Here is a 26482-nt window from a genome sequence, read left to right on the forward strand (position 1 = left end):
CAGTCCTTGCAGTGGTTGACTGGAACGTTCAGTCGAACAGGGGAGGCAGGGAGGGCCGTTGGCGCGGGCGCATCGGCCATGCGCCGATCTCGCGGAATGCTAGCCCCCTGGCGCGCAACTCCTTCAAAGCTAGCGCTGGAATGGACGGCGCCGCGAGGATGCCCTGCACCATTTGAACGCCGGACTTTTGCATGGTCGCGACGTGGCATCCGAGCTGAATGACCGGATCCCGGGTGGCACGCCCTCGCTTGAGCTCTACCTGCGCGGCACAGGCGTACAGGTCAATGCTGCCGGAATGAGGGAGCGAATTCGATGTCATGATCGAGTGAATGGTCAGGTGCCGCAATAGGTACGGTAACAGGCCGTCACCTCCTCGCCGGCTGGTTCGGTGTATTCGGTCTGGTCCGCCGTTTCGTCGTAAGGCCGCTCAAGCGCAGTCATTAGACGCCTGAAAGGAGCGAAATCTTCTTTTTCGGAAGCCGCTGACAATGCTTCCTCAACGCGGTGGTTGCGTGTGATGACCGCCGGGCTAACGCTGCGCATGCGCTCGGCCCGTTCGCTCCTTCCAAGGGCATGACCGCCGTTGCTCTCGCTGCGCGATCGCCAGCGGGCGAGCCAGGCATCAAGCGCCTGCGGTTGTAGGAAGAGGGAACGAAGCGGCGATGCGTCGCCACCCGCCGCGTCGGCAAGGCGGCGCCACCCAAGGGTGAAATCCACCCTGTGTTCGTGCAACAGCGTCAACCAGTCCGCTGCGAGCACGCGGTCACGCTCGTCGTCACCTTGCAGGCCCAACTTCGCCCTCTGACCTTCCAGAAGCGCGGCGGCGTACCACTCGGGGAATGCATCGATCACCTCGGTTGCCTGGCCAACCGCTTTCGCTACAGCGCCCTTACTTTCATCTTCGGCAATGAGCGGCAGAAGGGTCTCGGCCAGACGTGCAATGTTCCATCGCGCAATCAGTGGCTGATTGCTGTAAGCGTAGCGCCCACTTTGGTCAATAGAGCTGAAAACTGCGTGCGGGTTGTAGGCCTCCATGAAGGCACACGGCCCGTAGTCGATCGTCTCACCGGAGATCGTCATGTTGTCAGTGTTCATCACGCCATGTATGAATCCGACATTCATCCATTGAGCGATGAGGGCTGCCTGCCGCTGGGCCACGCGCCGGAGCAGGGCCAGATACCGGTCAGTCGTCTCGACGAGGTCCGGGTCATGCCGAGCAATAGCGTAGTCGGCGAGTTGCCGGACCCGCTCCGTATCTCCTCGAGCGGCGAAGTACTCGAAGGTGCCGATCCGCAAATGGCTCGCCGCCACGCGAGTGAGCACGGCGCCAGGCAGCGGCCGATCACGGTAGACCGGTTCGCCCGTGCCCGCCACAGCGAGAGCACGTGTGGTCGGAATCCCAAGCGCATGCATGGCTTCACCGATCAGCACTTCACGCAGCATGGGGCCAACGGCCGCTTTGCCGTCGCCTCCCCTTGAGAATGGGGTGCGGCCCGAGCCCTTGAGCATGAGGTCGCGGCGGTGTCCGAGCTGATCGACAACTTCACCCAACAGCAGGGCGCGCCCGTCGCCCAGTTGAGGCGAGAACCCGCCGAACTGGTGGCCGGCATAGGCCTGGGCGAGCGGCTCTACCCCCTCGGGAACCTGATTGCCAGCAAAGATGGCGGCGCCTTCAGGGCCGTCCAGCACTTCGGGATCCAGCCCCAGTTCGAGGGCCAGCGCCTGATTGAAGAACAGCAAGCTCGGTACAGGCACGGAAGTCGGCTTCCAGGGCGCGTAGAAGTCCGGCAACTCACGTGCATAGGTGTTGTCGAATCGGAAGGTGGAGGCCGTCATATTGAATAGTCTGACGTCTACCCAAAGTCTTGCCGAACTCAGCTCACAGTCTCGGAGTCTTGCGAAAGGGAATCAAAAGATCTAGACCATAGGACTTTCTGAAGCGCATGGGTGCTCCCGTCATCTCGCTGTTACGCGTCGTGTTTGCACCGGAGAAGACTGGGATCGCATTCGGAACGCGCTAAATAGCGCATTCCTGACCTCCTTCAGCTTACGTGCGCCGTCAAGATGCCGCTCTGACCGGCCGCGACCTACGTGCCGTTCCCACAGAAACTGTCGAAAGCCACCACATCATTCTGTGTGGCCTCAAGGGTCACAGACGTGTCGGACGGACACACCAGAATGGCACCCACCAGCATTAGATCGATTATCAGACTGTCTTGCAGATCCACATTGAGGTCGACTTGCGGCCGTGATTGACGCTAGGTGTGACAGGCCAATGTTGGGGTGAGCGTGACTAAGCGGGCCATGTGAAGCGGCCCGGATCCAGACGCCATGATCGGGAACGCCGCTTCAGTTGGGGACCCTCAGAAGACGGTCAGGGGAGCTGTCACGCGGGTGGCCTCAGGTCCGTTTACGGTGAGGGTTGCCGCTCACGCACGACGATGGTGACGTCCTGCGCCCCGTCCTCGAGCAGAGAGCGCCCGATCGTTTTCATCCGCTCGAAGTGCCCAGGGATGATCCGGGCAAAGGCGTTGCCAGGGAGCCAACCACTTGGGAAAAAGGTTCGGCCATAAGGCCCGTAATAGATTCCGAGGTCAAAGACCGCTTCTGTCGTCCCTGGCCACACATGCGCCGGCAGTACCGTGAACAGCACCTGTCCTTCCAGGGGCATGATCACCGCCGCCTCAGGAGGGGTCTGGAGAAGCTGTGGGTTGGGTCCGGTGGGAAGTTGCATCGACATCTCGGGGCCCGTGAACATGGCGTGCCGGACCCGCACAGTCACGGGAGTCTGTAACGCCTGACTCAGCGCGGCGCAGGTGGCGGGGGCGAGCTGGGGATCGAGCTGAGCGTGCAGTTCGCCGGCGGCAAAGGTGAAGACCAGCATCAAATTACCGCCGTTTCCATGTGAACCTGCTGTTCAAAGCGGGCAAGCTGGTAATCGGCGTGATCGTACGTCGGCTCCTCGCCCGTGACGAGCGAGGTCACCAGTCGGGCATTGGCCGGCGCCATCATGAAGCCGTTGCCGTTGAATCCCACGCTCAATACCAGCCCAGGGTGGGTGCTCGGCGCGTCCACGATCGCCTGAAAATCCGACGTGGAACTGTAATAGCCGTGCACGACATGGGTGCTGTGCAGTCGTTCCAGGCTGAGCCGGCCGTGCGCGCGCACACCGAGTGCTACCGTGTCGCCATTCTGGAATCCAATGGCAAGCCCAAGAATATGGTCTTCCTGATTGAGGAACATGCGGCGATGATCTCTTGACTAAGAGCCAGGAAACGGGCTGGAAGGGCGTTGTAGATTCCAGGAACGATCTTTCTCATCCTGAGGAATGCCCAGTATGGCCTTAGCCGTATCGTGTTTCACCTGAGCTCTCTGGCTGGACTCTCTTGGAGCTCTTCCACGATGCGCTTCCCCTCCAGCCCTTGAAATGGTGAGGGCCGAAGGCGTCACTGAGTAGCCGTCGTAACGGGCCCCCTGCTGGCATTGCACTCGGCACTCGTCTCAGCCGTTGGCACTCTGCGACCGCAAGAGCATGCTGCGCCAGCATGGGGTGTCAGCTCAATTGGGTAGGCACGGGCTTCCAGAACGGCTCCTGGCACCTGAATTTTATGGGGGATATTTCTGCAGCAGGTAGACTTAAATTTAGGCCGCTCCTCAAGATTGGCAGCGATCAGCTGTTCCCGGGTTCTAGCGTTACACCAGAGGTTTACACTCTGGACATGAAAAAAATCGGATGGTTGCTGCCCTTGGTTCTGGCATCGAGTGGATTGGCCGTGGAGTCCAGCGTGACCATCGCGGGCCATATTCCCGGCACCTTCTCTCTTCCGGACAAGCCCAGCGGCAAGGTTCCCGCCGTTCTGTTGCTGCACGGTTTTGCCAGTCAGAAGGACGAGGTGGGCGACATGTACAAGAATCTCGCCGCAAAGCTGGCCGCCCAGGGTGTCGCTTCGCTCAGGATCGATTTCCAGGGCAGCGGGGACAGCAAGATTCCCTTCGAGCAGATGACGTTTACCAATCAGGTGTCGGACGCTCAGGCCGCCTTTGATTATTTGAAAGGCCGCCCAGAAATTGACGCTGCCCGCCTGGGCCTCCTGGGCTTCAGCATGGGAGGTGGCGTTGCCATCAAGCTTGCGGCCAGTGCTGCCAACCCGGTTAAAGCGCTGGCATTGTGGTCCAGTACCAGCAGCCGCAGCCTGGCGGACATCGAAGCCGGGTCCAGGGCAGCAGCAGAGAAAGAAGGGGCGGTGGACGTCGATCTCGGCTTCACCAAGATCAAGCTGGGCAAGGCGTTCTACAGCAGCATTCAGGACCAGAATTTGGAAGCGGACATCGGCAAATTTAAAGGCAACACCATGATCGTCTACGGCACCGCTGACCCACTCTCAGGCAACGCGCCGTATTTCCTGTACAACCTGGGGGGCAAGGTCCGCCATCTGGTGCTGATCGACGGGGCGGACCATATCTACCATGTGCTGACCGACGACAAGACCGAGAGCAATCAGGTAATCGACACCACCGTCAACTGGTTCAGGGGGTTGTGATTCGGGTCCAGCTCTGGGTCAGTTCAGGGGACCCCATTCAGGCCATCACCACCTCTTTCTGGGTAAATGCGTGAAGCGCTTCGCCGAAGCCGTACGGCAACACAAAGTCAAGGGAAGCAGGTGCTGGCATGGAATGCCGAGCTGGTGCTGTTTCAGTTTCTGAATCGCGCCATAGATTCTATTCAGCTTTCGCCCGTAGAGTCCCAGTCCTGGACTGAGATCGGCCTGAAACTCTACTCAATAAGACAAACTTATTGGCACGCACATCTTTTGCCGTCGATGAGCCTTTCCTGGCGGGGGTTTCTGCACCGAAACCAGACAGTTTTGCCAGCGTCGGCTTGTATTGAACAATATGGCTTTAGGTGTTTCAATTCCTCGCCGGGCAAATTAGGCACGGGGACTTAAACTTCTAGCCTCCCAGCGATACAGGATTTAAGCGATGGGTGAGGACGAACAGTTCTCCCTCAAGTTGCAGGCCATCGGCCACTTCACAGCGCGCGCCGGCATCTTCGCGCGAGGGTCGCAGCGCCCACTGAGGCTGGCTGATGGTGCTCAGAGACAAACGGTATAAACATGGCTTCCAGTCACGGCTTAATTCCCCTGAATCTCTGAGAGCACAACGCTTCAGGTTATTCTGCCAGAGCTATGACGAACGCGTCCCCTGAAGCTCTACCCCGTCACGTACAGGTCCAGCAGCGGATACAGGCCATGTTGCAGAGCGCCGAGTTTGTTCCGGGAGACCGGATTCCGTCTGAACGTGAATTGGCAGAGCAACTCGGGATCAGCCGTATGACTGTCCGGCGCGCCGTTAACCACCTGGTTGATGTCGGCGTGCTTGAGCGGGACAGCACAACGGGCACACGGGTCAGTCAGCCCAAAGTCCAGCGTGTGCTGGGTCAGGAGCAGCTCCATAGCCTAACGCAGATGGTGGCCGCCAGTGGCGGTGTGCCTGGAGGCTACGTGCTGTCGTTTGAACAGACAGCGGCCAATGGGCTGCTGAGCGAACACTTAAAAGTAGCTCTCGGCACGCCTCTCTATAAAATCAAGCGCGTAAGGCTGGTAGACCGGATTCCTTTTTGTGTGGAAACAAGTTTCCTGCTTGCTCAGGTTTTCCCTGATCTGAGCGCCGCCGATATGGACGGTGACCATTCGCTTTATCAGGTTTTAGAACAGCGGTACGGCCTGGAAATTGGTGTGGGCGAAAGCGCCATCAGCGTGGGCCAGGCTGGAACAGATGAGGCCACGATACTCAACTTGCCAGAAAAAGCCTCAGTGCTGGTCTTCCGCTCTACCGTTCAGGACAGGCAGGGCAAAGCTTTTGAATACCTTTATTCGGTCAACCACCCTGACTTGGTGACGTTCAGTTTCAATGCCCACAAGTAAGGCGAGAGCAATTGACATTGTCACCTCTCTCTGATTTACTTGGTATATACCAAAATATGAGAGGTAGCTCATGACACAGATCAATGCTGCACCCGTTCGGGCCACACCTCTGGATCCAGAGGACATCATTCAGGGTCTCCGCTCAGCGGTCGAGGTGACCCAGGAGGCCGCCGCACTCGGGAAAGCCCTAGCCACTCAAATCAAGCGTGTCTACTTTGTCAGTTGTGGTGCACCCAACCGCGTGAGTCTGGGGCTGGAGTACTGGCTGGACCATTACCACTCACCCTATGAGGTCAAGCGGTATTTCCCTGCAGAATTCATGACCTTACAGCCCGAACTGGGTCCGCACACACTCGTTATCCTGGCGTCCAAGTCCGGCACCACCGCCGAGACGGTGGAGGCTGCCCGATTTCTCCAACGTTTTGAGGCCATGACCCTTGCCGTCACGGCGACCACGGACAAACCCCTGGCAGAACTGACCCAACATGTCATCTGCATCGGTGAGACTGAGCAGGCCCATACAGGCGTCTTCATCGCTCTTCAGGCCTTCGTTGCTGGCCTGATGGCTGACCAGCCTCATTTTCCATATCAGGCCGTGATGGAGTCCCTGCCCGCCGTTCCTGCGATGCTGGTGGAATCCGCCCAGTTGTCGGATCAGCGGGGGAAAGTGGACGCCGAACTCTACCGGGACGATCGGAACTTTTACCACATCGCTGGAGGGCCAGTCTTTACCACCGCCTACGTGTTTGGCGTGTGCATGTTGATGGAAATGCAGTGGCTGCATAGCGTGGCTTTTGAAGCGGCCGAGTGGTTCCATGGCCCCTTTGAGATTTTCGACGCCCAGACCCCCGCGCTCGTTCTGCTGGGCGAGGATCCCAGCCGCCCCCTGGCCGAACGGGTGGTGACCTTCTGCCACAAGTATTCCGAACGGGTCATGGTCTACGACTCCCGTGATTTTCCCATGACCGGAATCGCACCGGAAGTTCGCGGGATCTTTGCTCCGTATGCCCTGCAAGCCGCGCTCAACCGCTTTGCGGAGCACCTCGCTGAGCAGCATAACCAGTCACTGGATCTGCGACGCTACATGTGGATTACCGAGTACTAGGATGCGGCGCCTGCTTGGCCTGGGTGACAACACCACCGATCTTTATCTGTCGCAGGGAATGCTGTATCCAGGCGGCAACGCCCTGAATGTCGCCGCCCTGACGGCCAGATTGCAGCGCCCGGCCAGTTACCTGGGTTGCGTAGGTCTGGACACTGGGGGCCACCATCTCCTGGCAAGTCTGAGGACCGAGGGCGTCGACATCACCCATTGCCTGCAACTGCCTGGCTCAACCTCGTGGTCGAAGATTGAGCATGACGGGCAGGACCGGAAATTTGTGGGTTTTGATCATGGTGTTCAGGCCCAGTGGGTTTTGTCGGGTGACGTTCCCTCGTACATTGCAGACCATCAGATCGTGCATTCCAGTCTGTACAGCGAACTGGGGGATCGTCTTCCAGCCATTCGGGCAAGTGCCCATCTCCTATCGTTTGACTTTTCATCTGACTTCAAGCCGCATGACCTTGAACAGATTGCCCCCTCCCTTGATGTGGCCTTCTGTTCAGACAGTCAGGCAGATGATCACAACGTGGCGGCTCTTGCCGCAATGGTTCAGAACTTCGGGTGTCCGCTTGTCGTCGTCACACGTGGGGAGCGCGGCGCAGTCGCCCTGTCTGACGGGCAGCTGTTCACGCAACCGAGTTTGCCCGCCCACGTCGTCGACACCCTGGGAGCAGGAGACGCATTTATCGCGGGATTCTTGAATGCCTGGCTGGACCAGGCTGACATCGGCCAGGCCTTACAGGCAGCAGCACGCTTGGCGGCGCAGAACTGCGCTGAATACGGGGCCTTTGGGCGTGGAGTGCCCCTCCCTGCGGCCCTGGTCCAATCTTCATCAGAAACCCGTTCCAGCTAAGGAGAAACGTATGCCGTATTCCCGTTGCTCAGCCCTTCTCGTCACCATTGGTCTCGCGTTTCTGTCGACCAGTCAGGCCGCCACTCTCACTCAGATTAAGGCCAACGGCGTGATCAACCTCGCCACCGAGGCCAATTACCCGCCGTTCAATTTCTACAAAGGCAAGCTGCTGACTGGTTTCGAGGTGGAACTGGGCGAAGAAATTGCGCGTCGTCTCGGTGTTAAACCCAAGTGGACCACGGTGGTCTTTGAGAGCCTGCTGCTGGGTGTACAGCGTGACCGCTACGATCTGGTCATCGCATCCCATGGGATTACTGCCGAACGGCTCAAGGCCGTCGCTTTCTCTGAGCCCCACTATTGCAGCGGCGGTGCTCTGGTGGCCAAGCCTGGTGGCCCCAGGACAGTTGGTGATCTCAAGGGAAAAATGGTCACGATGGGGGTCAACACCTCGTACCTCGGGTACGTCCAGAAACTGCCGGGCATCGGGGGCGTCAAGACCTTCGGGACCACCAATGACCAGCTGAACGCCGTTCTCAGCGGGCGGGCCGACGCGATGGTCCTTGACCGTTTTAACGCCATCGATGCCGCAAAAGTCCTGCCAGGTAAGCTGCAGATTGGTGACGTGATCTTTCCTGAAAAGATCGGCATGGCCGTAAAGAAAGGAAACAAGGATCTCCTGGAGGCCGTCAATAAGGCGCTGGCGGACATGCAACGCGACGGTGCTTATAAAAAGCTGAGTGAGAAGTACTTCGGGCAAGACGTCCGCTGCCCAGGTTGAAGGGCAGATGACGTAATGTTCTAAATTCCATGCGTACGGTTAGTCGTCGCGGCCATGGACATTCACTTATTTCACGGTTCTGGCAACTTAACGCTGTGTGGTGATCGTTTTACAGTCCCTGCGGCCCCCGCCTTCCCCTTAGCTCTCCACGCTCAGTTGTTGAATTTCGACAGTACACCCGAACCATCGTCATTGCTACCGCCAGACGAAACAACCAGTCCGCTGCCCGTTGAGCCTGGCAGAACGTCGTTTCGCAGGTAGGCGGAAAATCTGCCTACCTGCTGGAGTCGTTAATGTTGCAGTGCTTGAGTTGCCAGAAGCCGACTACGACTTTTTTAGGGCAAAATAGATACTCCTTGCTGGCATTTCTTGCAGCAAGATCCACGCAGTAGTTGAGGATTCATCGCATCTTTGTATGGAGTTCCCTGCGAGAGCCAGTGGAATTTTATACTTATAACAAAAAAATTTAGAAAATTTAATTGGTAACGAAATACCGAAATTTTTTTTACTGTTCTACACGCACTTTTTGTAGTTCACCCACAGGAAGGCCAGGAAGGGCCCTCTGATCGTCGTTAAGGGGTAGATGAGGCTCCAACTCGTTTTGTTCTAGAAGATGGAGGAGGTCACGCTGGTAGTGAACCCTGATCCAGTGGCCGTGCCCGGACGTTGGCTTTTTCACCTTCTGCACCAGATAGGCGTCAGCGAATCGGATACCGCGTCATGTACGCATATCGCGGGAAACTCAGCCGAGGCCCACCGCCTGATGAATGACCAAATCGGACGAAGATCTGTTCCTCCAGATTGTCGAGTGTTCGATGACGGTAGTGTATCGTTTAGAGGTTGATCAATTTATAAATGAGCGTTGTGGTTCCAGCTTGTAAGCAACATGCGGACATGTACTGGTGACCTGGTCACGTCATCTCATTGCTAGGAGGAAGTCATCAAGTTCAGCTCTATCCGGTTCAGGGGGTGAATGACACTAATGTGAATTAGTGTAAAAAGGTGAACTCTGGGATCCTGTGAAACGAGATGGTTATTCTCAATGAGCCCATCTCAATCTGATCTTAGACGGAGCAACAGACATGACCATGGTCTACTCGGGAGTCCCCTGGCCAATCTCATCGCTCGAGCCTTGCGGGTACGGTCGGTCGAAGCAATGAGCATCTAGGAATGCTGGTTCAGGTAACGCAGGTCAATATGACGGCTGGAAGCTGCAAGCAAGCCCGGATCACTCCGAAACCCCTGGCCACCTACCGCATGGCCTTCCACGCTTTTGTGCTGTGGGCAAAGGCCCACGGCGTGCAAGTACTTCGCCCGGGACGGTGGATGTTCGTCGCGCATCTGCAAACCCGACCATCGAGAAGAGGCGAGCGCACGGATCCATTGACAGCCTCGCAGTCGCACAGTGTGTTGTGTTGCAAAGGTCAGGGCGCTGTACGGCCTGGGTTGGCGCAACCAGGGCAGCGTGATGACTAACGGGCCAGCGTGTCAGTGAAGCGGTGGGCGTCAAGGTCAACGCAACTTAAGGAGCGCAGATGATCGTGCGTGGCAAAGGCGGCAAGATCCGCCGGGTGCCTCTTGGAAAACGGGTCCAGATAGCCGTGAGTGACTTCCCACCTGTTCAATCAGATGGTCTTCCCTCCCAGTGGACCTACCATCAAGCGAAACGCTGGATGTCACCCGCCTTCTGAACGGCAGGCAGCACAGGCCCATGTCTGGCGAGGCATTCACGCCATCAGGAAGAACCCAGTTACCCGTCTAGACGCGCGTACTTCAACAGGGTGAGCCATTTTCAGGTGCACTCATTGGTCGACACCACGCGGCGATGCTGGCAAATAATGTTCAGAGCGAGATCGAAGTTATCTGACGGCTGTGCTGTCTCGATTCCGTTGGCAGAGATAATCCACCATGAACACGAAACTTGATCCCATTCGATCAGAGGCCAACATTTTGGACATGGCGCAAAGTCGAGGCAGGGTGGAACAACACACCCTGCCTCGCCCTACTCCGTGCTTCTGTGCCACGGAAGTGGTCAGTATTCATACACGCCGAACTCGGCATTCAGGGCCTCGGCCTGCTTCAGGTGTCCTCCTTCAAGCTCTTTGGCCACCAACGAGGCGAGAAGCGTGCTGACGCTGATGAATGGCGCCAGCGACGCGAGCACATCCGTTCCCTGGGTGGGCAATTGCAGACACTGATGGGCGATCTTGCCCAATGGGGACGCGCCCTGGTCGGTGATCAACAGCACCTGGACCCCCTGTGCATGCATGGCGCGGACCATGCGGGTGGTGGCGCGGCTGTAGCGCCGCAGGGTGAAGACAACCACCACATCGTCTGAGGTGATTTCCAGCAGTTGTTCAGGGCGGCTCAGCAGCAGATCGGTAGAGTACGCCCGGACCCAGGGGCGAAACGATGCCAGGATGGTCTCGGCGACCAGCGAGATGCCGTAAGACGACCGCGCGCCTACCACCCAGACCTGCTTGGCGGCGGCAATGGCGCGGGCAAAGGCCAGCAATCTAGCCTCTGGAATGTCCTGCAATGTGTCCAGGTTGGCCCGCTCGCTGGCCCAGAAGCGGGCGACCACACTGTCCTGTCCACCCGGTTGTTTCATGCCGAGCGTGGCGCGAAGATCCTGGCGGATGACCCGTTGCAGGTGTGGATAGCCCTCGAAGCCGACGCGCTGGGCAAAGCGGGTGATGGCGGCTCCACTGACTTCCAGTGTTTCCGCGATTTCCCCGGCGCTGAGAAAGGGAACCTCCTCGGCATGGTCGATGAAATAGCGCGCAATCTGCTGATCGCGCCGCCCAAAATTCTCCAGGCTAGTGCGCAGCAGGTCCACCGCTGTCAGCGCTGCTGGTTCAGGCAGAGGTGCCGGGGTGGTGGTCATCCCATTCCCCGTCCCCTCGTCCTGGTGGCCGCGTTGCGTATTCCCTTCACGGCGCTGTGGGTCTCCCCGCCCCCGGTCCATACAGCCGTTTTCCCGGCAAGGCTTGCGTGTGTCGGCCGTTCTTCAAGGTCTGCACCCCATTGACCCACACGTCACGCACGCCCACGGAGAGCCTGTTGGATTCCGTGTAGGTGGCCCGGTCGCCGATGGCCTGCGGATCGAAAACCACCACATCGGCGTATGCGCCCTCGCGCAGTTCTCCCCGGTCCGTCAAACGCAAGTGTTCGGCGGGCAGGCCAGTCATCCGGCGCACGCCTTCCTCCAGGCTCAGAACCTTCAGTTCGCGGACGTAGCGGCCCAGCAGACGGGTGAAGTTGCCGAGCGCACGGGGATGGCCGCCCGCAAAACCGCCCTCCTGCTCGCCAGGATCATAGCCCGCCGCGTCGGAGCCGAGCATCACCCAGGGTTCCTTGAGTTGGCGCTGGATGTTCTCCTCAGTCATCAGGTGATAGAGGGTGCCGATGCCCTCGGGCTCCGCCTCGATCAGGTCAAGCACGGTTTCAATCCAGTCCTGGCCGCGCAGCGTGGCGATCTCGCCCAGCGATTTGCCCCGGTAGTCGGCATGTTCAGGCAGACTCAGGCCGAGTGGATAGACCCCTTGCGGTCCGGCCAGACCGCCCAGCGGCTCCCAGGTGCCGTCCGGTTCCTGCATGGCCGCCCGGATTTTTGCACGGGTTTCCCGGTCACGCAGACGGTCCTTGAGTTGATCGTCCTCACTGGCCCACGGCGGGCAGGAGGCGGCCAGGCCCGAACCGCCGGCGGTATACAGGTACATATCGGCATGGATGTCCTTGCCCGCCGCCCGCTCGGCATTGATTCGTTCAAGTAATTCTTCCATCTTGGGCCAGGAGGGTGCCCCCGCTGCCTTGAGGTGATAAATGTGCAGCCGCGCCCCACTGCGGTCTGAGATCTCTAGTGCCTCAGCGAAACCCTCTAGGATCGCCGCGCCCTCGGAGCGCATGTGGGTGATGTAGATGCCCCCCGCGCGCCCAACTTCCTCACACACGGCGACCAGCTCGTCGGTGCTGGCGTAGCTGCCCGGCGGGTAGATCAGCGCTGTCGCCACCCCATATGCGCCGTCCTCCATCGCCTCGCGGGTCACGCGGCGCATCTCAGCGATCTGTTCGGGGCTGCTCTCACCCGCTGCGTGTCCCCTGGCGACCATTCGCACGGTGGTACCCCCCACAAACGAGCCGAAGTTGACGGCTGCGCCCACCTCTTCCTGCGCGGCCATCCAGTCGCCGAAGCGGGTCCAGCCCCGCGCACGCTCGGTCCAGCTTTCATCGCCATTGGGGACACCGTGAATCGGGAAGGCGTGGGCTTCGCCTGGCACGGCGGGAGCTGGGGTCCAGCCCTCCCCCATGATCTCCGTGGTCACGCCCTGCGTCACCTTGCCCACGCTCAGGCCATCGCTCAACAGCGACGAAACAGAGTGACTCATCACGTCGATGAAGCCGGGGGCCACCACCATTCCAGCCGCGTCCACCACTTCTGCCCCTTCTGGAGCGGCGAGGCCGGGTTCACTGATCCGGACAATGCGCTCGCCGTCCATCAGGACATCACGTTGGCGGCCAGCTGCACCGGTGCCGTCAATCAGGGTGCCGCCAGTGATCCAGACTGTGGGGCTCACACTTCTTCCAGCGCCGGTATCGGCTGGGTGTCGGTGTCGGCTCCGGCACGCTCACGTGGATAGAGCCGCACGACGACCTTCAGGAATTCGACCTCCCCCTGCTCGTCGCGCAGGAAGTCGATGGCGTAGCCGTCCATGTCGCCGCCGTTGATGATGGCGCGGTCAGGGCCAATGAAGCGCAGCGCGGCGTCCTTGGTGCCGCCCGCTGCAGTGTCGGGGATCAGCAGGGTGAGCACTCCATCCCGCACCTCCACATCCATCTTGAGCGGCTGCCCCACCACCAGGTAGGTGCCGGCCAGGTCCTTGAGTTCGTCCTCACTGGGCTGGTGGCTGCCGGCCTCGGGCGGCGTGAGGCCCAGCACCTCGCGCTTGACCCACTCGCTCAGCTTGCGGTTCATGGCGTGCCCGTTGCTGGCATTGGTCATGGCGATGAAGCCCACCTTGCGGTCCGGTGAGACCCAGAAGTCCGACTGCTGGCCCACCGTGGTCCCACCGTGACTGATGACCAGGGCGTCGTCGTATTGGTCGAGGAACCAGCTCTGACCGATTTGCCCGCGCTCGCCGGGAAAACCGTTCAGCGCGATACCGATGGGCCGCACCGGCGTCCACAGCCGGGTGCGGTCCAGCGTAGCCAGCGGCGAAGTCTCGGTCGAGCCGCCCTCTCCCGCAGAGGCACTGGTCGCCTCACCTTCTTGGGGCTCCGAAGTTGGGGCGACCGTACCGGACATGATGTAGTGGGCGTATCTGGCCATGTCGCTGACAGTGGACGAGCAGGTGCTGCCCGCCGGGCCAGCCGAACGCACCATCTGCCAGGGGCGCTGCACCACGAATTCGTCCCCGATCTTGTTGTGCCCCGCGACAAAGCGGTGGGTCATGATCATGTTGGGGAAGAAAAAGGTGTGGTCCATGCCCAGCGGCTTCAGGACCAGCTCGGTCACGGCGGCCTCCCAGGTCATCCCGGTAACGACCTCGATGATCCGCCCGGCGATGTAAAAGCCGGCGTTGTTGTAGCTCCAGTGGCCACGCAGGGGCACCACCTGCGGCGCTTCGGCCAGCTTGTCCAGCACCTTCGCCAGGGCGTCGTCGCCGTCACCAGTGTCCTCGAACAGGTCCCCCTGAAAGCCGCCCTGATGGGTCAGCGTGTCGAGGATGGTCAGCTCGGCGGCCACCGACTCGTCCTTGAGCTTGAAGTCAGGCAGATAGGTCCGCACCGTGTCGTCCCGCTTCAGCTTGCCCTGCGCCTCCAGCACCGAAACAGTCAGCGAGGTCAGCGTCTTGGTGTTGCTGCCGATCTGGAAGATCGTGTCCGAAGTGATCGGCAGCGGGTTTTCCAGGCTGGTCACGCCCAGGTTCACGAGATGGTCGCCGTCCGGGGTCAGCAGGCCCAGCGTGACGCCGGGAATCTTGAATTCCTCCAGCAGGCGCTTGGCTTCCTGCTCGAAGGCGGCGGCGAGTTCGGTGCTGCTTTTCGTGGTTGCGGTCATGGTTTTTGGCTCCTAAGGGGTGGGAGTGAGTTATCCTGGACGTGCCGTCCATCCATGGGTTCGGGCCTCAGCGCGGCTCACCACGAATTGGACCCATCGAACCTCATTTGGGCTGGGCCGATCTGGGTGGGCCGGCTACAGGGCCTCGAGAGGCAGCGCCGCATCCTGGCCGCCCGCGCGCTCACGCGGGTATAGTCGCGAGCCAAAGCGGAGGAAGTCCACTTCATCTCCGTTCATCAGAAATTCCACGCCGATGCCGTCGGCGTCGCCCCCCATCACGACGGCGCTCTGTGGAGCGATGAAGCGCAGAGGCAGGGTTTCTGTGCCGCCCGATGTGGGGTTGGGGAGAATCAGCACCGGTTGACCGTCGTCCAGCTTGACCTCAATCTTGTAGGTCTGGCCCACCACTTCGTGGACGCCCACGAACTGTTGCAGCTCTGCCTCACCCACCGTATGGGTGTCGCGTTCCGGCTGGCTCAGGCCCAGCAGTTCGCGCTTGACCCAGTCGCTCAGCTTGCGGTTCATGGTGTGGCCGTTGCTGGCGTTGGTCATGGCGATAAAGCCCACTTTGCGGTCCGGCGACACCCAGAAGTCGGACTGGTGGCCCAGCGTGGTGCCGCCGTGGCTGATGATCAGCGCGTTCTCATGCTGATCGACAAACCAGCTCTGCCCGATCTGGCCTTCCTCCCCGGGAAAGGAGTTGAGGCCGACGCCGATGCTGCGAACCGGCTCCCACAGGTGCGCGCGGTCCAGGGACTTCAGGGGGGGCTCCTCCGCAGCCTCCGGCTGTTCAGCACCCTCAGCATGGCCGGAACCAGGGGCTGCGGATGGGGGCAGCGTCCCCGACATGATGAAGTGGGCGTACCTGGCCATGTCGCTGACGGTAGACGAGCAGCTGCTGCCTGCAGGGGCGGCCGAGCGCATCATCATCCAGGGCCGCTGGACCACCATCTCGTCACCGATCTTGTTGTACCCGGTGGCGTAGCGGTGGGTCATGATCTCGTTGGGGAAGAACAATGTGTGGTCCATGCCGAGCGGCTTCAGGACCAGTTCTGTGACGGCGGCCTCGTAGGTCTTGCCGGTGATGACCTCGATCACCCGTCCGGCCACGTAAAACCCAGCGTTGTTGTAACTCCAGTGGCCGCGCAGGGGAACGACCTGCGGCGATTCGGCCAACTTTTCCAGCACCTTCGCTACGGCGTCATCACCCTCGCCGGTATCCTCGAACAGATCGCCCTGAAAGCCGCCCTGGTGGGTCAGCACGTCGCGTACGGTCAGCTCGGCGGCCACTGACTCGTCCTTGAGCCTGAAGTCAGGCAGATACGTTCTGACGGGAACATCCAGATCCAGTTTGCCTTGCTGAGCCAGCACCGAGCAGGTCAGCGACGTGATGGTCTTGGTGGTGCTGCCGATCTGAAAGATGGTGTCTTCGGTGATGGGCAGGGGATTTTCCAGACTGGTCACGCCCAGATTGACGAAGTGATCGCCGTCTGGGGTCAGCAGGCCCAGCGTGACGCCGGGAATCTTGTATTCCTCCAGCAGGCGCCTGGCTTCCTGCTCAAAAGCGGAAGCGAGTTCGGCACTGCTTTTCGTGGCGGGAGCGGTCATGTGGTTCTCCTTGGGGAAAGGCGCAGGGGAGGGCGAACCTGGCTCAGAAGACGGCTTTTCCTGTCGCCGCGCCGGTGAAGGACGCGGCGGCAACTCAATGACGTGGCCCTGGGCAGCGGGCCGCTCCGCGCTACTTGCTCAGATCTTTGAACAGGTTGGTCTTGGTGTACTCCGGGAAGCCCTTGAGGGACGAGACCGTGGCACCAAACACCAGTGGCTGTGGCAGCGGGAAAGCGTAGATCTGCCCGTTCAGATACGTCAGCAACGATTTGTACAGCGGCTTGCGGGCGTTCTGACCCACGGTGTCGCGCGCCGCGTCCAGCATCTGCTCCATTTTGGGATCCTTGATGTTGGTGGCGGCCGCCAGGATGCCGCCGGAGCTGTACAGCCCACGCAGCACCGTGTCGGGGTCTGCGCCGCCCCAGGTCAGCGCGCCGAAGGGTGATTTGCCGCCCAGCAGCCTGGCGTTGGCCGCGCTGAGTTCCAGGGTATTGATGGTGGCGTGGAACTTGGGGTTCAGTTTCTCAATGTTCTGCTTGAAGATGCCCGCCACCACATCCGCTATCCCGACGCCAGCGTAGGTTTCCAGGGGGACAGTAAAGCCAGTGGTCCACAGCTTGCCCCCGAACGCCTGCTTGAGCTCCGCCTCGGCGGTCTTGAGGTTGTAGGCCGGGGGTTTGAGGGTCTTGTCGTCGGCCCAGTTGTTTGGGGGCAGGGTGGTATTGCGGGCCTGGGCGAAGCCCTGCTGGCCGTCGCGGACATAGGTCTTGGTGTCGAACAGCGCCGCGAACGCCTTGCGGACGTGGATGTCGCTGAAGAAGTTGACGGGAATGTTGTCTTCGGCCAGTTGGCCGGCGGGCAGCAACTTGTCGTCTTTGATGTTCTGGTTGAATAGCACCACGCCGGTCAGGTTCCGGGTGGGCAGGTCCTCGTAGACCTTGACGCCGGGAACTCCCTTGAGTTTGGCCAGCGTGTCCCGGTCCGGAATCAGGGCGATGTCGGCGTCCCCCTTTTGCAGCGCCAGTACGCGGGCGGTATCGCTGTCCACCTTCTGGATAATCACATTCTTTAACGCGGGGGCGCCGCCCCAGTACTGCTCGAAGCCCCGCAGGACAAAGCGGCTGGGATCGCGTGCCACGAACTGGTAGGCCCCAGTGCCGACAGGTTTTTGCGCCAGCACGGAATTGGCCACGTCCTTGCCCAGGAAGGCGCCAAAGTCCCTGGCGGTGCCGCTCCAGTCGCCGCCGGCCACCAGCGTTTTCATCGGCACGATGTACACCTGAGCAATGGAATCCAGCAGGCTGGGAACATTGCGGTCCAGCGTCAGCACCAGTTGCCCCGCCGCGTTGCACTTGACCATGCTGGCCAGCTTGGCAAAGGTGTAGGTCTTCTTGACCTCCGGGGTGAAGCTGGCGATGCTGAGCATGTTGGCGCGAATCTGCGCGGCCTGCGAGGTCTCACTGCCCACCAGCAGCGTGCGGCGCATCGAGTACTCGGCGTCCGCACAGGTCATGGTCGAGCCGTCGTGGAATTTGACCCCTTTGCGCAGGGTAAAAGTGGTGGTCTTGCCGTCCTTGCTCTGGGTGAAGGCGGTGGCGAGCAGCGGCTCATACTTGCCGAAGTTGTCGAGGTAAAGCCCCTCGAACATCTGCATGACAGGGAGCACGTCCCAGGTCACGACGGCCTGCGCGGGCTCCACGCTGGCGGTGGCCGAGGCGATCTGATACACCAACGTGTCCTTGGGCGTTGCCAGGGCGGCGGAGGCGAGCAGGGCCAGAGTGAGGGCCGAACTGAACTTGGGCAGGAAACGCTTCATGGGTGAACCTCCAGAGCAAGAGACGGCGTGTGTGTAGGCGGGGCGGTCAGGATCAACGGTAGAGGCAGAGGGGTCAAACTCAGGGCGAGGGGCCAGGTGGTGGCATCAGCGGTTCCGCGGGTCCAGGGCCTCGGCCAGGGAGTCGCCCAGCAGGCTCCAGCCCAGGCTATAGGCGAAGATGCACAGTCCCGGAAAGAGGGTGACGTACCAGTACGCGAAAGGTTCGCCGGGCGGTCCCTGGATCCACTTCTGGGCCAGAGCGATCAATTGCCCCCAGTCGGCGTAGCCAAGAGGTGTTCCCAGTCCTAGGAACGACAGCGTGCCGGCCACGATGGGCAGGCTTCCCATCTCCAGCACCACGATCGTCAGCAGCGGGCCGATGGCGTTGGGCAGGACGTGGCGTAGGGCAATGCGCGAGCGGCTGGCCCCCAGGCTCTGCGCCGCCGCCGCGAATTCCAGTTCGCGCAGCCGCAGCACCTCTGACCTGACCACACGCGCCAGCCCCGCCCACGACACCAGACTCAGGGCGATGATGATGTTCAGCAGGCCTGGCCCCAGCGCGGCCACCAGCACCAGGATCAGCACCAGCGCGGGAAAGGCGAAGATCACGTCGGTCAGGCGCATCAGGATGTTGTCGGTCACGCCGCCCAGAAATCCGGCGGCCAGGCCTACCAGACTGCCCACGGTCACCGTGATCGCCAGCACCGTCAGTCCTAGGAAGAACGCGGTGCGCGTTCCCCAGACCAGTCCGTAGCGGATGTCGTAGCCCGCGACGCGGCCCAGCGGTGCGTCGGCAGCCGGGGGGTTGGGCTGCGCGGCAAAACCCACGCGCGGCATCTGCAGGCAGGCGTCGGGGGTCGCCGTCACCTCGCGCAGGTAGGCGAGCGGACCGGGAATGGTCTGTCCTTCGGTCATGCCCAGCGCGCGGCGGCAATTGCCCTGTGGGGGGGCCAGCACGGGGGCCAGCAGCGTCACCAGTACAAACAGACTCACCAGCACGGCCCCCACTCGGGCCAGGCGATTGCGGCGAAACAGCCTGGCCCAGAAGCCAGCATTTGCCTTGGCCTTGACCGTACGAAGCTGGCTTTCACCCGCGGTGGTCATCCGTACCTCACGCGGGGGTCAATGACCGTGTAGGCCAGGTCAAGGGCGAGGTTGATCACCACGACAATTGTTGCCGCGAGCAGCGCGAAGCCCAGCACCCCGGGCAGATCGCCCAGTGCCGCAGCCTGCGCCGCCCACGCGCCCACGCCAGGGTACCCGAACAGCGTCTCGGCGATCACTGCGCCCTGCAGCAGCCCGGACACGCTCAGGCCCGCCAGCGTGACGACGGTGAGCAGGGCATTGCGCCGCGCGTGTTTGCGGATCACCATTCCCTCCGAGATGCCCTTGGCGCGGGCGGTGCGGATGTAGTCGCTGTTCAGGGCCTCGAGCATGCTGGTGCGCGTGCCCTTGATCAACCCGGCGCTGCCCACCACCATCAGGGTGAACACGGGCATGATCAGGTGTTTGACAGCGTCCCAGAACACGTCGAGGCGCCCGCTGAGCAGCGCGTCGATGGTGACCATCCCGGTCACGCGTTTGACCTCACCGGTCAGCAGGTAGATCGCGCTGTCGTTGCTGAGATTGCCAGTCCCCGGCAGCAGGTTCAGCGCGCCGTAAAAGATCACGAGGAGCCACACGCCCAGCACGAAACTGGGGGTGCTGTAGCTGACCACGGCGATCACCCGGATCACCGCGTCGGCAGTTTTGCCTCGCTGCACGGCCGCTTTTGAGCCGAGCCACACGCTCAGGCCGATTAGGGGGACCAGCGTGAACAGCGTGAGTTCCAGCGTCGCGGGAAAGCGGGCCAGCAGGGTCTCGAGCACCGGCTGCCCGCTGGTGCGCGAGAAGCCCAGGTTGCCGCCCAGGGCCAGCCCCAGCCAGCGCCAGTACTGCTCGAAGACGCTGGCGTCCAGATGATTGGTCTTGATGATCTCCGGGATGCGGGCCAGCTGCGCCAGATCGGTGGTGTAGGCCACGGCACGCTGCTCCACCGGAATCAGTTGCATGACCAAGACAATGAGAAAGGTCACGGCCAGCAGGATCAGCGGCAGCGCCATCAGGCGGCGAAGGACGAAACTCAGCACGGAGCTTCCCGCCTGAAAAGATAGAGCCGTCGCGCCAGATCCACGTCGACCAGCGCGAAGCCCTCACTAAACAGCCGCATGAAGACGGGCCGCGTGCGCTGCCGCCACTCCAGCGCCAGCGCACGCTCACCCCGCAGCAGGGCGTAGTAATCCTGTCCCGGAACGCTCATCGCCAGCGTGTCGGGGAGTCTGTCCGGCAACCCGGCAAGAAGGGGATCGAACGCCTTCCCCTCCGGCCAGGCCTGATCGGGGCGCCCGGCCAGATGCGCCTCCACGCGTGGACTGTTCAGGTCCCACTCGGCCTCCAGGCGGTCCGAAGGTGCGCCCGCGCTGATGTTTTCCATCTCGCCGTACTGGTCGGGTAGGTAGGTGCGGACGGTGGCGCCCAGCCGGTGAATATTGAGGTGTGCGTTGACGGCCAGCAGCGGGTCAAAGGTCCAGCGGACCTGCGTGATGCCGCGTTCCAGGCACCATTGCCGCTGAAAAGTTTTGAGGCGCTCTCCCAGATGCTGCTGGCGGTAGGCCGGATGCACCCCCATCCGGTGCGAGTGCTGTACCCCTGTCATGGAGGTGGGCAGGGCCTCCAGGTAGGCCCAGACCTGCCCACCTGCGTCCACCGCCCCGGCCACCAGACCGCCTACGTGTTGAATTACGCGCAACATCACCGCGTCTTCGGGTTTGTCGGTCTGCCCCCAGATGGCGTGCGCCAGCGGCACCGTCGCCGCCAGCTCCTGCGGGCCGCGCAACTCTCGGAGCGTCAGGGCCTCGGGCAGGCTGGGTGTGGTGGCAGGCGAGGTCACGCTCAGCGCCCTGCCACCGGTTGCTGCAGCGGTCCAAGCGCAAATTTTTGCTGCGTGATGGTGTCCAGAAAGGGCAGATCCAGCGTAACGCCGATGCCATGACCGGCTGGCACCGGCATCATTCCACCCACAGTTTCCAGCGGCTCGTGGATCAGGTCGCGCGCCCAGTAGCGCGAGGAACTGCTGGTGTCGCCCGGTTTGCTGAAGTTCTCCAGCGTCGCCAGGTGGATGTTGTGCGCCCGCCCGACGCCGCTTTCCAGCATGCCGCCGCACCACACCGGGGCGCTGAACGCGGCGGCCACGTCGTGCACCCGCCGCGCCTCCAGGTGGCCGCCGACACGGCCCACCTTGATGTTGACCAGTCGGCAGGCCTCCGTTTCCAGCGCCTTGCGGGCGTCCTGCGCAGTGGTGATGCACTCGTCGAGGCACAGCGGCGTGCCCATCAGCGCCTGCAATTTAGCGTGATCGCGCATGTCGTTCCAGGCCAGCGGCTGCTCGATGTAATCGAGCCCCAGGGTGTCCAGTTCGCGCAGGGTGTTCAGGTTCGCCAGCGAGTACGCGGCGTTGGCATCCACTGTGACAGGGGTCTCAGGCAAAGCCGCCCTGACCGCCCTCACCACCGCCACATCCCAGCCAGGCTGGATCTTGAGCTTGATTCGCCTGTAGCCCTGTTCGGCGTGGGCCACAGCGCTGTCTACCGTGGCCTTCACCGAGTTCTGAATTCCCAGCGAGACGCCCACGGGCACTGCCTCCCGCACGCCGCCCAGCACCGTTGAAAGCGGCCGCTCCAGACTTCTGCTCCACAGATCCCAGAAGGCCATCTCCACGGTGGCCAGCGCCATGCGGTTGCCGCGCACACCTGAGAGCTGACGCATCACCTGTTCAGGATTGGCCCAGTCCCGGCCCAGAAGATCAGGCAATACGGTGTCCTGAAGCAACGCCAGCGCCCCGCTGATGGTCTCCTCCCGGAAATCTGGGCGGATGTCCATGACACCTTCTGCCACACCCTCGAGGCCCTCGCCGAAGAGCCGCAGCAATACGAAGTTTTTCTCGGTCATCACGCCAAAAGACGTTCTGAACGGCTTGAGCAGCGGCAGAGAGACCACGCGCAATTCGGCGCGGTCAATCTTCATGGCACCGTCCAGCAACGAGGTGGCTTGACGCTCGGATACAGGCTTGGGAAGGCTCGCTTGACAGCATGAAAGCTCCTTGTCTACGGACAGGACGAGACTGCCCAGACGCGAGAGAGGTCAACGTGAGAACCGCGATTGCATTTAATTTTGCGACATCCTAGCGATACGCAAGGCGTTTTGCAAGGGCAGAGGCGCTGGCCGTCTTCCCCTTTACGGCTGTAAAGCTCCAGAACGTCTCATTCCACGGTCCCATGCCCCTTTTTCCTGGCCTGCAACCTGTAAACCAATTTTCTGACCGTGCCTCAGTTCACCGCGCCGCGAACCAGCATCAGCGCGACGGTGTATTCAGGCGCACCCGGCGTTTCCTCGATTTCAAAGTCTTCCAGCACGGCCCACAGGCGACGTTTCAGTTCCGTGGCTTTCTCCCGGCTCAGGTGCATGTGACCGATGTTGAGGAAAAACGGCTCGTCGCCGAAGAACAGTTCATGGGCCGGGCCATGTCCGTCACCGATCAGGAGGCTGAGATTCTCCGCGTTGCTTTCCAGCCAGAAACCCCAGTGCGGGGAATGCTGATGCAGGACCCGGGCGCTGTGAGCGATTACGATTTCCAGTCGGGGCAGCAACTGGGCCGAGGCGAAAGCTTCAAGCGTTTCTGCGCCCGTGACCTCGTAGGGAATGAACCAGCGCCCAGGCATGCGGTAGCGCTTGATGGACCGGCCTGCGCGGGCGTCCTGCCGTTCGATCACGGCGATGTCGGCCTGGATCAGTTTGCCCAGCAGGTAATGGGCGCGTTGCACGCTGACGTTCAGGTGCGCGGCCACCTCCGAGGCGCTGCATTCCGCATGCATCAGCAGGTCCAGTAGCGGGTGCAGCTTGACGTCCAGCAGCAGTGTCGCCTGCTCCGCGTTGGCTGTCCGCACACCGTTCATACTGCAGAGCTTAGAGCGCCGCTTCTCCAGAAACCGCCTTTCATCTGGAGTTGGCGCGGCACACACTCGTGGTATGCCCACCCACCTGTGGAACCGCTCGTTTGTGATCTGGCTGCTCGGCACGGCTCAGAGTCAGCTGGGCTCGGCGCTTGCGGGCATCGCCCTGAGTTTTCTGGTGCTGCATCAGACCGGCTCGGCGGGGCAGATGGCGCTGACCCTGGCCTGCGCGCTCGCCCCCAACCTGCTAATGCCGCTGGCCGGGGCGCTGGTGGACCGCGTCCACCTGAAAGTGCCGTTGATCGGTGCGGACGTGGCGCGTGGGCTGTTGCAGTTCACGGTGGGCGGCCTGGCCCTGGCGTGGGGCGAGGTGCCGCTGTGGCTGGTGAACGGGGCAGCCGTGCTAACCGGGCTGGCGGGCATCTTCGCGGGACCGGCCAGCAGCGCGGCTGTGCCCGGCCTGGTCCCTGAACAGGAGTTGACGCGGGCAAATGGCCTGATCGGCGGCGTGGGTCAGGGTGCGTGGTTGCTGGGAACCCTGCTGGGGGGAGCTCTGGTCACGGCGTTCTCGCCGGCACTCGCGATTGTGCTGGACGGCGCAAGTTTCCTGGTGATGGCGGTACTGTTGCTGCTAGTGCAGTTGCCCCGACGTGAGCTGAAGACCGAAAGAGTAGAGTCGGTCCTGGGGAGCGTGGCCAGTGGCCTGCGTCTGATGCGCCGTTCACGGGTTTTGTTGTTCCTGCCGCTGATTGCCCTGTTGCTCAACGCCAGCCTCGCGCCAGTCCAGGTCCTGTTGCCCAAACTGCTGCTCGGCGGCGCCGGAGCGCAGGGGTACGGTCAATACCTTGCTGCCGAGAGTGCCGGAATGCTGGTGGCCTCTGCCCTGCTGGCGCTGATCGGCCCGCGACTGCCCCTGCGCCGCACGGTTGCGCTGGGGCTCGTTGTGTTGGGGAGTTCGTTGTTTTTGCTGATCGGATTTGCCGCGCCTCCGGCCCTGCTTGGAATTGGTGTGTTGATGGGCCTTGCCATGGCTCTTGTCAATACGCCTGTCATTACCTTGATGCAGCAGCTGGTGCCGCCCGCCTTTCTGGGACGTACGTTTAGCGTGCTGGGCATGGTGGCCACGCTGGGGATGCCCTTAACGCTCCTGGCGCTCTCCCCCGTGGTGGACCGGTTCCCGGCAGCCCTGTTTTTCATGGTGGCTGGTGGCATGACCGTGTTGATGGCGCTGGCCTGGACGTGGGTGGTGCTCTCCGAGCGCAAGTTGCCGGATTTGGAGACTGAGCCCGGAGGGTTTCGGGCGGGCTAAAATCGATCTCTGCTGGGATTGCGATAGCGATGACCAGCTACTGGGTGACAGTAGGGTTTTGACGATGGGTTTGAGGTTGAGCAAGCATTGACGCGAGATGGAATATTATGGCGTTATACGACTTGAGAAATAGCTCGTTGGTTTATTCTTGTTTTCCCCCTGAGCTTTTGCGTGTGCGTAAGCATGGGAAGCTGATACAGGACGAGGGGATTTGCTTCTTATTCTATAACGTCGTTATATTTGAGCATGCATCCTAGTGATGAACAGGCCCAGAAGATCGTCCGGGCGTTACAAACCGCCGATCTGGACGCGCTCATTCCTGCAATGGCCCCACGGTGGCCTGCGGCGACTGTTCCCACCACCCAGGTCTACTCGCTCCTGCGTCATATTTTTGCTCAGGCTCAACAAGACAGGCTAAACCTCCTGTCTCCCCCGCCCGATTTTCACGCCTGGTTGCTGGAACAGGCCAGCAAGAACGTTAACGCAGCTCCCGCCAAACCGAACACCGTTCGCCTGCGTCTCTCGTTGCTGTCGACCCTTTACAGCGCGCTGCAAGATCAGGAACTGCTGCTGGTCAATCCCTTGCGGGGGCTGCAGCGCCCACCCAACGAGCGCTCCGGTGCACCATTACTCCCCAGAGCCGATCTCGAACGCCTTCACCTGCAGGCCCAGTCCGACGACACGCTGTATGCCGCATTGATCCTGATCGATCAGCACGCTTACCGAGTTCGGGACCTGCTGGCCCTGACCTGGCAGGACTTCGATTTCACTACCGGGAGTGCCCTACGGCCGCACGCCGTCACCCGTCTGAGCGACATTGCCCTGAAAGCGCTTCAACCCCTACTCAAAGCGGCCGGAGGCGAACTTTACGCTGTAGGACGGGTCTTCGATTACCCTGGTGACCGCGAACTGCGCGGAGCACTATTTCGCGCCTGCAAGGCGGCCAACGTCACGTATACCCCCCCCGGAGAACTCCGCCGCATTTCCCTGCGGGATCACCCTCACACGCCGCAGAGTGCAGGCTTCAGCGCAGAGGACACTCGCCGGCTGGAGCAGGCCATTCGTCTCGCTCAAGGCGTGGCCGACATGTTGGCTCCCGAGGTAGAGCCGGAGCCTTCCCGTTAACGCTGGAATGCTCTTAGATCACACCCATTTCCAGGTCTGACGCAGATTCGATCTTCCAGAAGGAGTGCAGCCCCCAGGCAAGGACCAGAGTAAACGCCTCTCTATTGCATGGCCATTTCCTGATATGCGTGATCAACGAGGGATGAGACCTGCGCTTGGAGCCTTCGAGTCAGCAGTTCATTGCGCACAGATCGCCGCAACGTTCCTGTTCTCAGACCTATGTATACGTTTTTACTTCAGCGGATGACTCCTAGCAGCCGCGGTGGGGCAGTTCAGCTCTCCTGGGCACGCCTTCCCTCCTGGAGGGCGGGAAGGCAAGTATGAGCTGCCGAGTAGCCGCACGTTTACCGATTGCTCTGGCAACCTCAACGCAGCACTGAGATTAGGGGTGAGATCACCGTTTGCCCTCCTACGACAAGCGACAGTGCCCTCATGAAAATTTCAAATGTGCTGTACATCCTCGGTTACGCCTCCATCATCGTCTCGGCCACCAACTTCCTGCGCGGTAAGACCAAGAGCGGGCAGGACCAGGACGTCAAGGAACGCGACGGACTGTTCCTGGGCCACTGGGCACCCACCTTCTTCATTCTCGCCAAGGTGGCTGAGGACCGCGAAAAAGAAGGACGCAGCATGCTGGACTTCAGCTGAGCGCTTAGTTTGATGCACAGAGGGTGGCCTGAAGTTCAGGCCACCCTCTTTAAGTCGTAAAAGGGTTGCAATAGCCCGAGGCCTTGCAGCCCTACGGAGTGCAATTCACACCTGCAGCACAGGTCTATGCACCAACTCTTTCATCAGTTTTCTTTCGTTCGATCCACACGTCAGGTGGGGTTGACTCGGTTTCGAGTCGCTAAGGTTAAGCAGCTGTAGCCTGGCACTCGGCTTCCAGGGGCGTCAAGTATCCCAGGCTCGAATGCCGCC

General features: G+C 61.3%; 22 protein-coding genes. 8 read left to right on the plus strand and 14 right to left on the minus strand.

The features are described 5' to 3' along the window. Positions 1 to 28: 28 nt before the first annotated feature. The 4 genes from HNQ08_RS14670 to HNQ08_RS14685 all read right to left on the minus strand — a co-directional run bounded on the left by HNQ08_RS14670 (position 29) and on the right by HNQ08_RS14685 (position 3243). On the minus strand, positions 29 to 319 hold the full coding sequence (locus HNQ08_RS14670) for an endonuclease NucS domain-containing protein (protein WP_184133589.1): 291 nt from the start codon (positions 317 to 319) through the stop codon (positions 29 to 31). A 14-nt stretch (positions 320 to 333) separates the two neighbouring features. Further along, positions 334 to 1836, minus strand: a complete 1503-nt coding sequence (locus HNQ08_RS14675) for a protein adenylyltransferase SelO (protein WP_184133591.1) — start codon at positions 1834 to 1836, stop codon at positions 334 to 336. 574 nt (positions 1837 to 2410) lie between these two features. After that, positions 2411 to 2884 (minus strand): DUF3830 family protein, encoded by a 474-nt coding sequence (locus tag HNQ08_RS14680; protein WP_184133593.1) that lies wholly within the window; start codon positions 2882 to 2884, stop codon positions 2411 to 2413. Continuing rightward, positions 2884 to 3243 (minus strand): FAD-binding oxidoreductase/lyase, encoded by a 360-nt coding sequence (locus tag HNQ08_RS14685; protein ID WP_184133595.1) that lies wholly within the window; start codon positions 3241 to 3243, stop codon positions 2884 to 2886. Before HNQ08_RS14685 ends, HNQ08_RS14680 begins: the two co-directional genes overlap by 1 nt. Before the next feature lie 476 nt (positions 3244 to 3719). Here HNQ08_RS14685 and HNQ08_RS14690 point away from each other — a divergent pair, with 476 nt between their 5' ends. The 5 genes from HNQ08_RS14690 (at position 3720) to HNQ08_RS14710 (ending at position 8657) form a co-directional block, all read left to right on the plus strand. After that, a complete protein-coding gene (locus HNQ08_RS14690) occupies positions 3720 to 4541 on the plus strand; it encodes an alpha/beta hydrolase (RefSeq protein ID WP_184133597.1) in 822 nt (273 codons plus the stop codon). Positions 4542 to 5186: 645 nt separating this feature from the next. Next, entirely contained in the window at positions 5187 to 5924 is a 738-nt protein-coding gene (locus HNQ08_RS14695; protein WP_184133599.1) for a GntR family transcriptional regulator, read from the plus strand. Between the two features lie 70 nt (positions 5925 to 5994). Beyond that, the gene (locus tag HNQ08_RS14700; RefSeq protein WP_184133601.1) at positions 5995 to 7029 is read left to right on the plus strand and encodes an SIS domain-containing protein; all 1035 of its coding nucleotides are present in this window, start codon (positions 5995 to 5997) and stop codon (positions 7027 to 7029) included. Position 7030: 1 nt separating this feature from the next. Further along, on the plus strand, positions 7031 to 7879 hold the full coding sequence (locus tag HNQ08_RS14705) for a PfkB family carbohydrate kinase (protein ID WP_184133603.1): 849 nt from the start codon (positions 7031 to 7033) through the stop codon (positions 7877 to 7879). A gap of 10 nt (positions 7880 to 7889) precedes the next feature. After that, on the plus strand, positions 7890 to 8657 hold the full coding sequence (locus tag HNQ08_RS14710; RefSeq protein ID WP_184133605.1) for an ABC transporter substrate-binding protein: 768 nt from the start codon (positions 7890 to 7892) through the stop codon (positions 8655 to 8657). A gap of 2032 nt (positions 8658 to 10689) precedes the next feature. Here HNQ08_RS14710 and HNQ08_RS14715 read toward each other — a convergent pair. From HNQ08_RS14715 to HNQ08_RS14760, 10 genes are all read right to left on the minus strand, one after another. Next, complete coding sequence (locus tag HNQ08_RS14715; protein ID WP_184133607.1) at positions 10690 to 11544, minus strand: MurR/RpiR family transcriptional regulator; 855 nt, start codon at positions 11542 to 11544, stop codon at positions 10690 to 10692. Positions 11545 to 11590: 46 nt separating this feature from the next. Next, positions 11591 to 13234 (minus strand): N-acyl-D-amino-acid deacylase family protein, encoded by a 1644-nt coding sequence (locus HNQ08_RS14720; RefSeq protein ID WP_184133609.1) that lies wholly within the window; start codon positions 13232 to 13234, stop codon positions 11591 to 11593. Next, a complete protein-coding gene (locus HNQ08_RS14725) occupies positions 13231 to 14718 on the minus strand; it encodes a serine hydrolase domain-containing protein (protein WP_184133611.1) in 1488 nt (495 codons plus the stop codon). The genes HNQ08_RS14720 and HNQ08_RS14725 overlap by 4 nt, the downstream gene beginning before the upstream one ends. Before the next feature lie 135 nt (positions 14719 to 14853). Further along, entirely contained in the window at positions 14854 to 16326 is a 1473-nt protein-coding gene (locus tag HNQ08_RS14730; RefSeq protein ID WP_184133613.1) for a serine hydrolase domain-containing protein, read from the minus strand. A 130-nt stretch (positions 16327 to 16456) separates the two neighbouring features. Then, complete coding sequence (locus tag HNQ08_RS14735; protein ID WP_184133615.1) at positions 16457 to 18142, minus strand: ABC transporter substrate-binding protein; 1686 nt, start codon at positions 18140 to 18142, stop codon at positions 16457 to 16459. Between the two features lie 105 nt (positions 18143 to 18247). Continuing rightward, positions 18248 to 19246, minus strand: coding sequence for an ABC transporter permease (locus HNQ08_RS14740; protein ID WP_184133618.1), 999 nt, complete (start codon positions 19244 to 19246; stop codon positions 18248 to 18250). Further along, positions 19243 to 20271, minus strand: coding sequence for an ABC transporter permease (locus HNQ08_RS14745; RefSeq protein WP_184133620.1), 1029 nt, complete (start codon positions 20269 to 20271; stop codon positions 19243 to 19245). Before HNQ08_RS14745 ends, HNQ08_RS14740 begins: the two co-directional genes overlap by 4 nt. Beyond that, a complete protein-coding gene (locus tag HNQ08_RS14750; RefSeq protein WP_229790281.1) occupies positions 20265 to 21071 on the minus strand; it encodes a GNAT family N-acetyltransferase in 807 nt (268 codons plus the stop codon). The genes HNQ08_RS14745 and HNQ08_RS14750 overlap by 7 nt, the downstream gene beginning before the upstream one ends. Before the next feature lie 2 nt (positions 21072 to 21073). Beyond that, complete coding sequence (gene menC, locus HNQ08_RS14755; RefSeq protein WP_184133622.1) at positions 21074 to 22204, minus strand: o-succinylbenzoate synthase; 1131 nt, start codon at positions 22202 to 22204, stop codon at positions 21074 to 21076. Positions 22205 to 22506: 302 nt separating this feature from the next. Then, a complete protein-coding gene (locus HNQ08_RS14760; protein WP_184133624.1) occupies positions 22507 to 23133 on the minus strand; it encodes a winged helix-turn-helix domain-containing protein in 627 nt (208 codons plus the stop codon). Positions 23134 to 23206: 73 nt separating this feature from the next. Between HNQ08_RS14760 and HNQ08_RS14765 the strand changes: the two genes are divergently transcribed. The 3 genes from HNQ08_RS14765 to HNQ08_RS14775 all read left to right on the plus strand — a co-directional run bounded on the left by HNQ08_RS14765 (position 23207) and on the right by HNQ08_RS14775 (position 26212). Further along, complete coding sequence (locus HNQ08_RS14765) at positions 23207 to 24439, plus strand: MFS transporter (RefSeq protein ID WP_184133626.1); 1233 nt, start codon at positions 23207 to 23209, stop codon at positions 24437 to 24439. Positions 24440 to 24685: 246 nt separating this feature from the next. Then, entirely contained in the window at positions 24686 to 25564 is an 879-nt protein-coding gene (locus HNQ08_RS14770) for a hypothetical protein (protein ID WP_184133628.1), read from the plus strand. Between the two features lie 432 nt (positions 25565 to 25996). After that, the gene (locus HNQ08_RS14775; RefSeq protein WP_184133630.1) at positions 25997 to 26212 is read left to right on the plus strand and encodes a hypothetical protein; all 216 of its coding nucleotides are present in this window, start codon (positions 25997 to 25999) and stop codon (positions 26210 to 26212) included. The last annotated feature ends 270 nt before the right edge of the window (positions 26213 to 26482 follow it).

Source organism: Deinococcus humi (assembly GCF_014201875.1).
GTDB classification, from domain to species: Bacteria; Deinococcota; Deinococci; order Deinococcales; family Deinococcaceae; genus Deinococcus; species Deinococcus humi.

Coding starts and splice junctions, on each gene's coding strand:
- HNQ08_RS14670 (WP_184133589.1), bottom strand. CDS start 319: ATGACATCGAATTCGCTCCCTCATTCCGGCAGCATTGACCTGTACGCC.
- HNQ08_RS14675 (WP_184133591.1), bottom strand. CDS start 1,836: ATGACGGCCTCCACCTTCCGATTCGACAACACCTATGCACGTGAGTTG.
- HNQ08_RS14680 (WP_184133593.1), bottom strand. CDS start 2,884: ATGCTGGTCTTCACCTTTGCCGCCGGCGAACTGCACGCTCAGCTCGAT.
- HNQ08_RS14685 (WP_184133595.1), bottom strand. CDS start 3,243: ATGTTCCTCAATCAGGAAGACCATATTCTTGGGCTTGCCATTGGATTC.
- HNQ08_RS14690 (WP_184133597.1), top strand. CDS start 3,720: ATGAAAAAAATCGGATGGTTGCTGCCCTTGGTTCTGGCATCGAGTGGA.
- HNQ08_RS14695 (WP_184133599.1), top strand. CDS start 5,187: ATGACGAACGCGTCCCCTGAAGCTCTACCCCGTCACGTACAGGTCCAG.
- HNQ08_RS14700 (WP_184133601.1), top strand. CDS start 5,995: ATGACACAGATCAATGCTGCACCCGTTCGGGCCACACCTCTGGATCCA.
- HNQ08_RS14705 (WP_184133603.1), top strand. CDS start 7,031: ATGCGGCGCCTGCTTGGCCTGGGTGACAACACCACCGATCTTTATCTG.
- HNQ08_RS14710 (WP_184133605.1), top strand. CDS start 7,890: ATGCCGTATTCCCGTTGCTCAGCCCTTCTCGTCACCATTGGTCTCGCG.
- HNQ08_RS14715 (WP_184133607.1), bottom strand. CDS start 11,544: ATGACCACCACCCCGGCACCTCTGCCTGAACCAGCAGCGCTGACAGCG.
- HNQ08_RS14725 (WP_184133611.1), bottom strand. CDS start 14,718: ATGACCGCAACCACGAAAAGCAGCACCGAACTCGCCGCCGCCTTCGAG.
- HNQ08_RS14730 (WP_184133613.1), bottom strand. CDS start 16,326: ATGACCGCTCCCGCCACGAAAAGCAGTGCCGAACTCGCTTCCGCTTTT.
- HNQ08_RS14735 (WP_184133615.1), bottom strand. CDS start 18,142: ATGAAGCGTTTCCTGCCCAAGTTCAGTTCGGCCCTCACTCTGGCCCTG.
- HNQ08_RS14740 (WP_184133618.1), bottom strand. CDS start 19,246: ATGACCACCGCGGGTGAAAGCCAGCTTCGTACGGTCAAGGCCAAGGCA.
- menC (WP_184133622.1), bottom strand. CDS start 22,204: ATGAAGATTGACCGCGCCGAATTGCGCGTGGTCTCTCTGCCGCTGCTC.
- HNQ08_RS14760 (WP_184133624.1), bottom strand. CDS start 23,133: ATGAACGGTGTGCGGACAGCCAACGCGGAGCAGGCGACACTGCTGCTG.
- HNQ08_RS14765 (WP_184133626.1), top strand. CDS start 23,207: ATGCCCACCCACCTGTGGAACCGCTCGTTTGTGATCTGGCTGCTCGGC.
- HNQ08_RS14770 (WP_184133628.1), top strand. CDS start 24,686: ATGCATCCTAGTGATGAACAGGCCCAGAAGATCGTCCGGGCGTTACAA.
- HNQ08_RS14775 (WP_184133630.1), top strand. CDS start 25,997: ATGAAAATTTCAAATGTGCTGTACATCCTCGGTTACGCCTCCATCATC.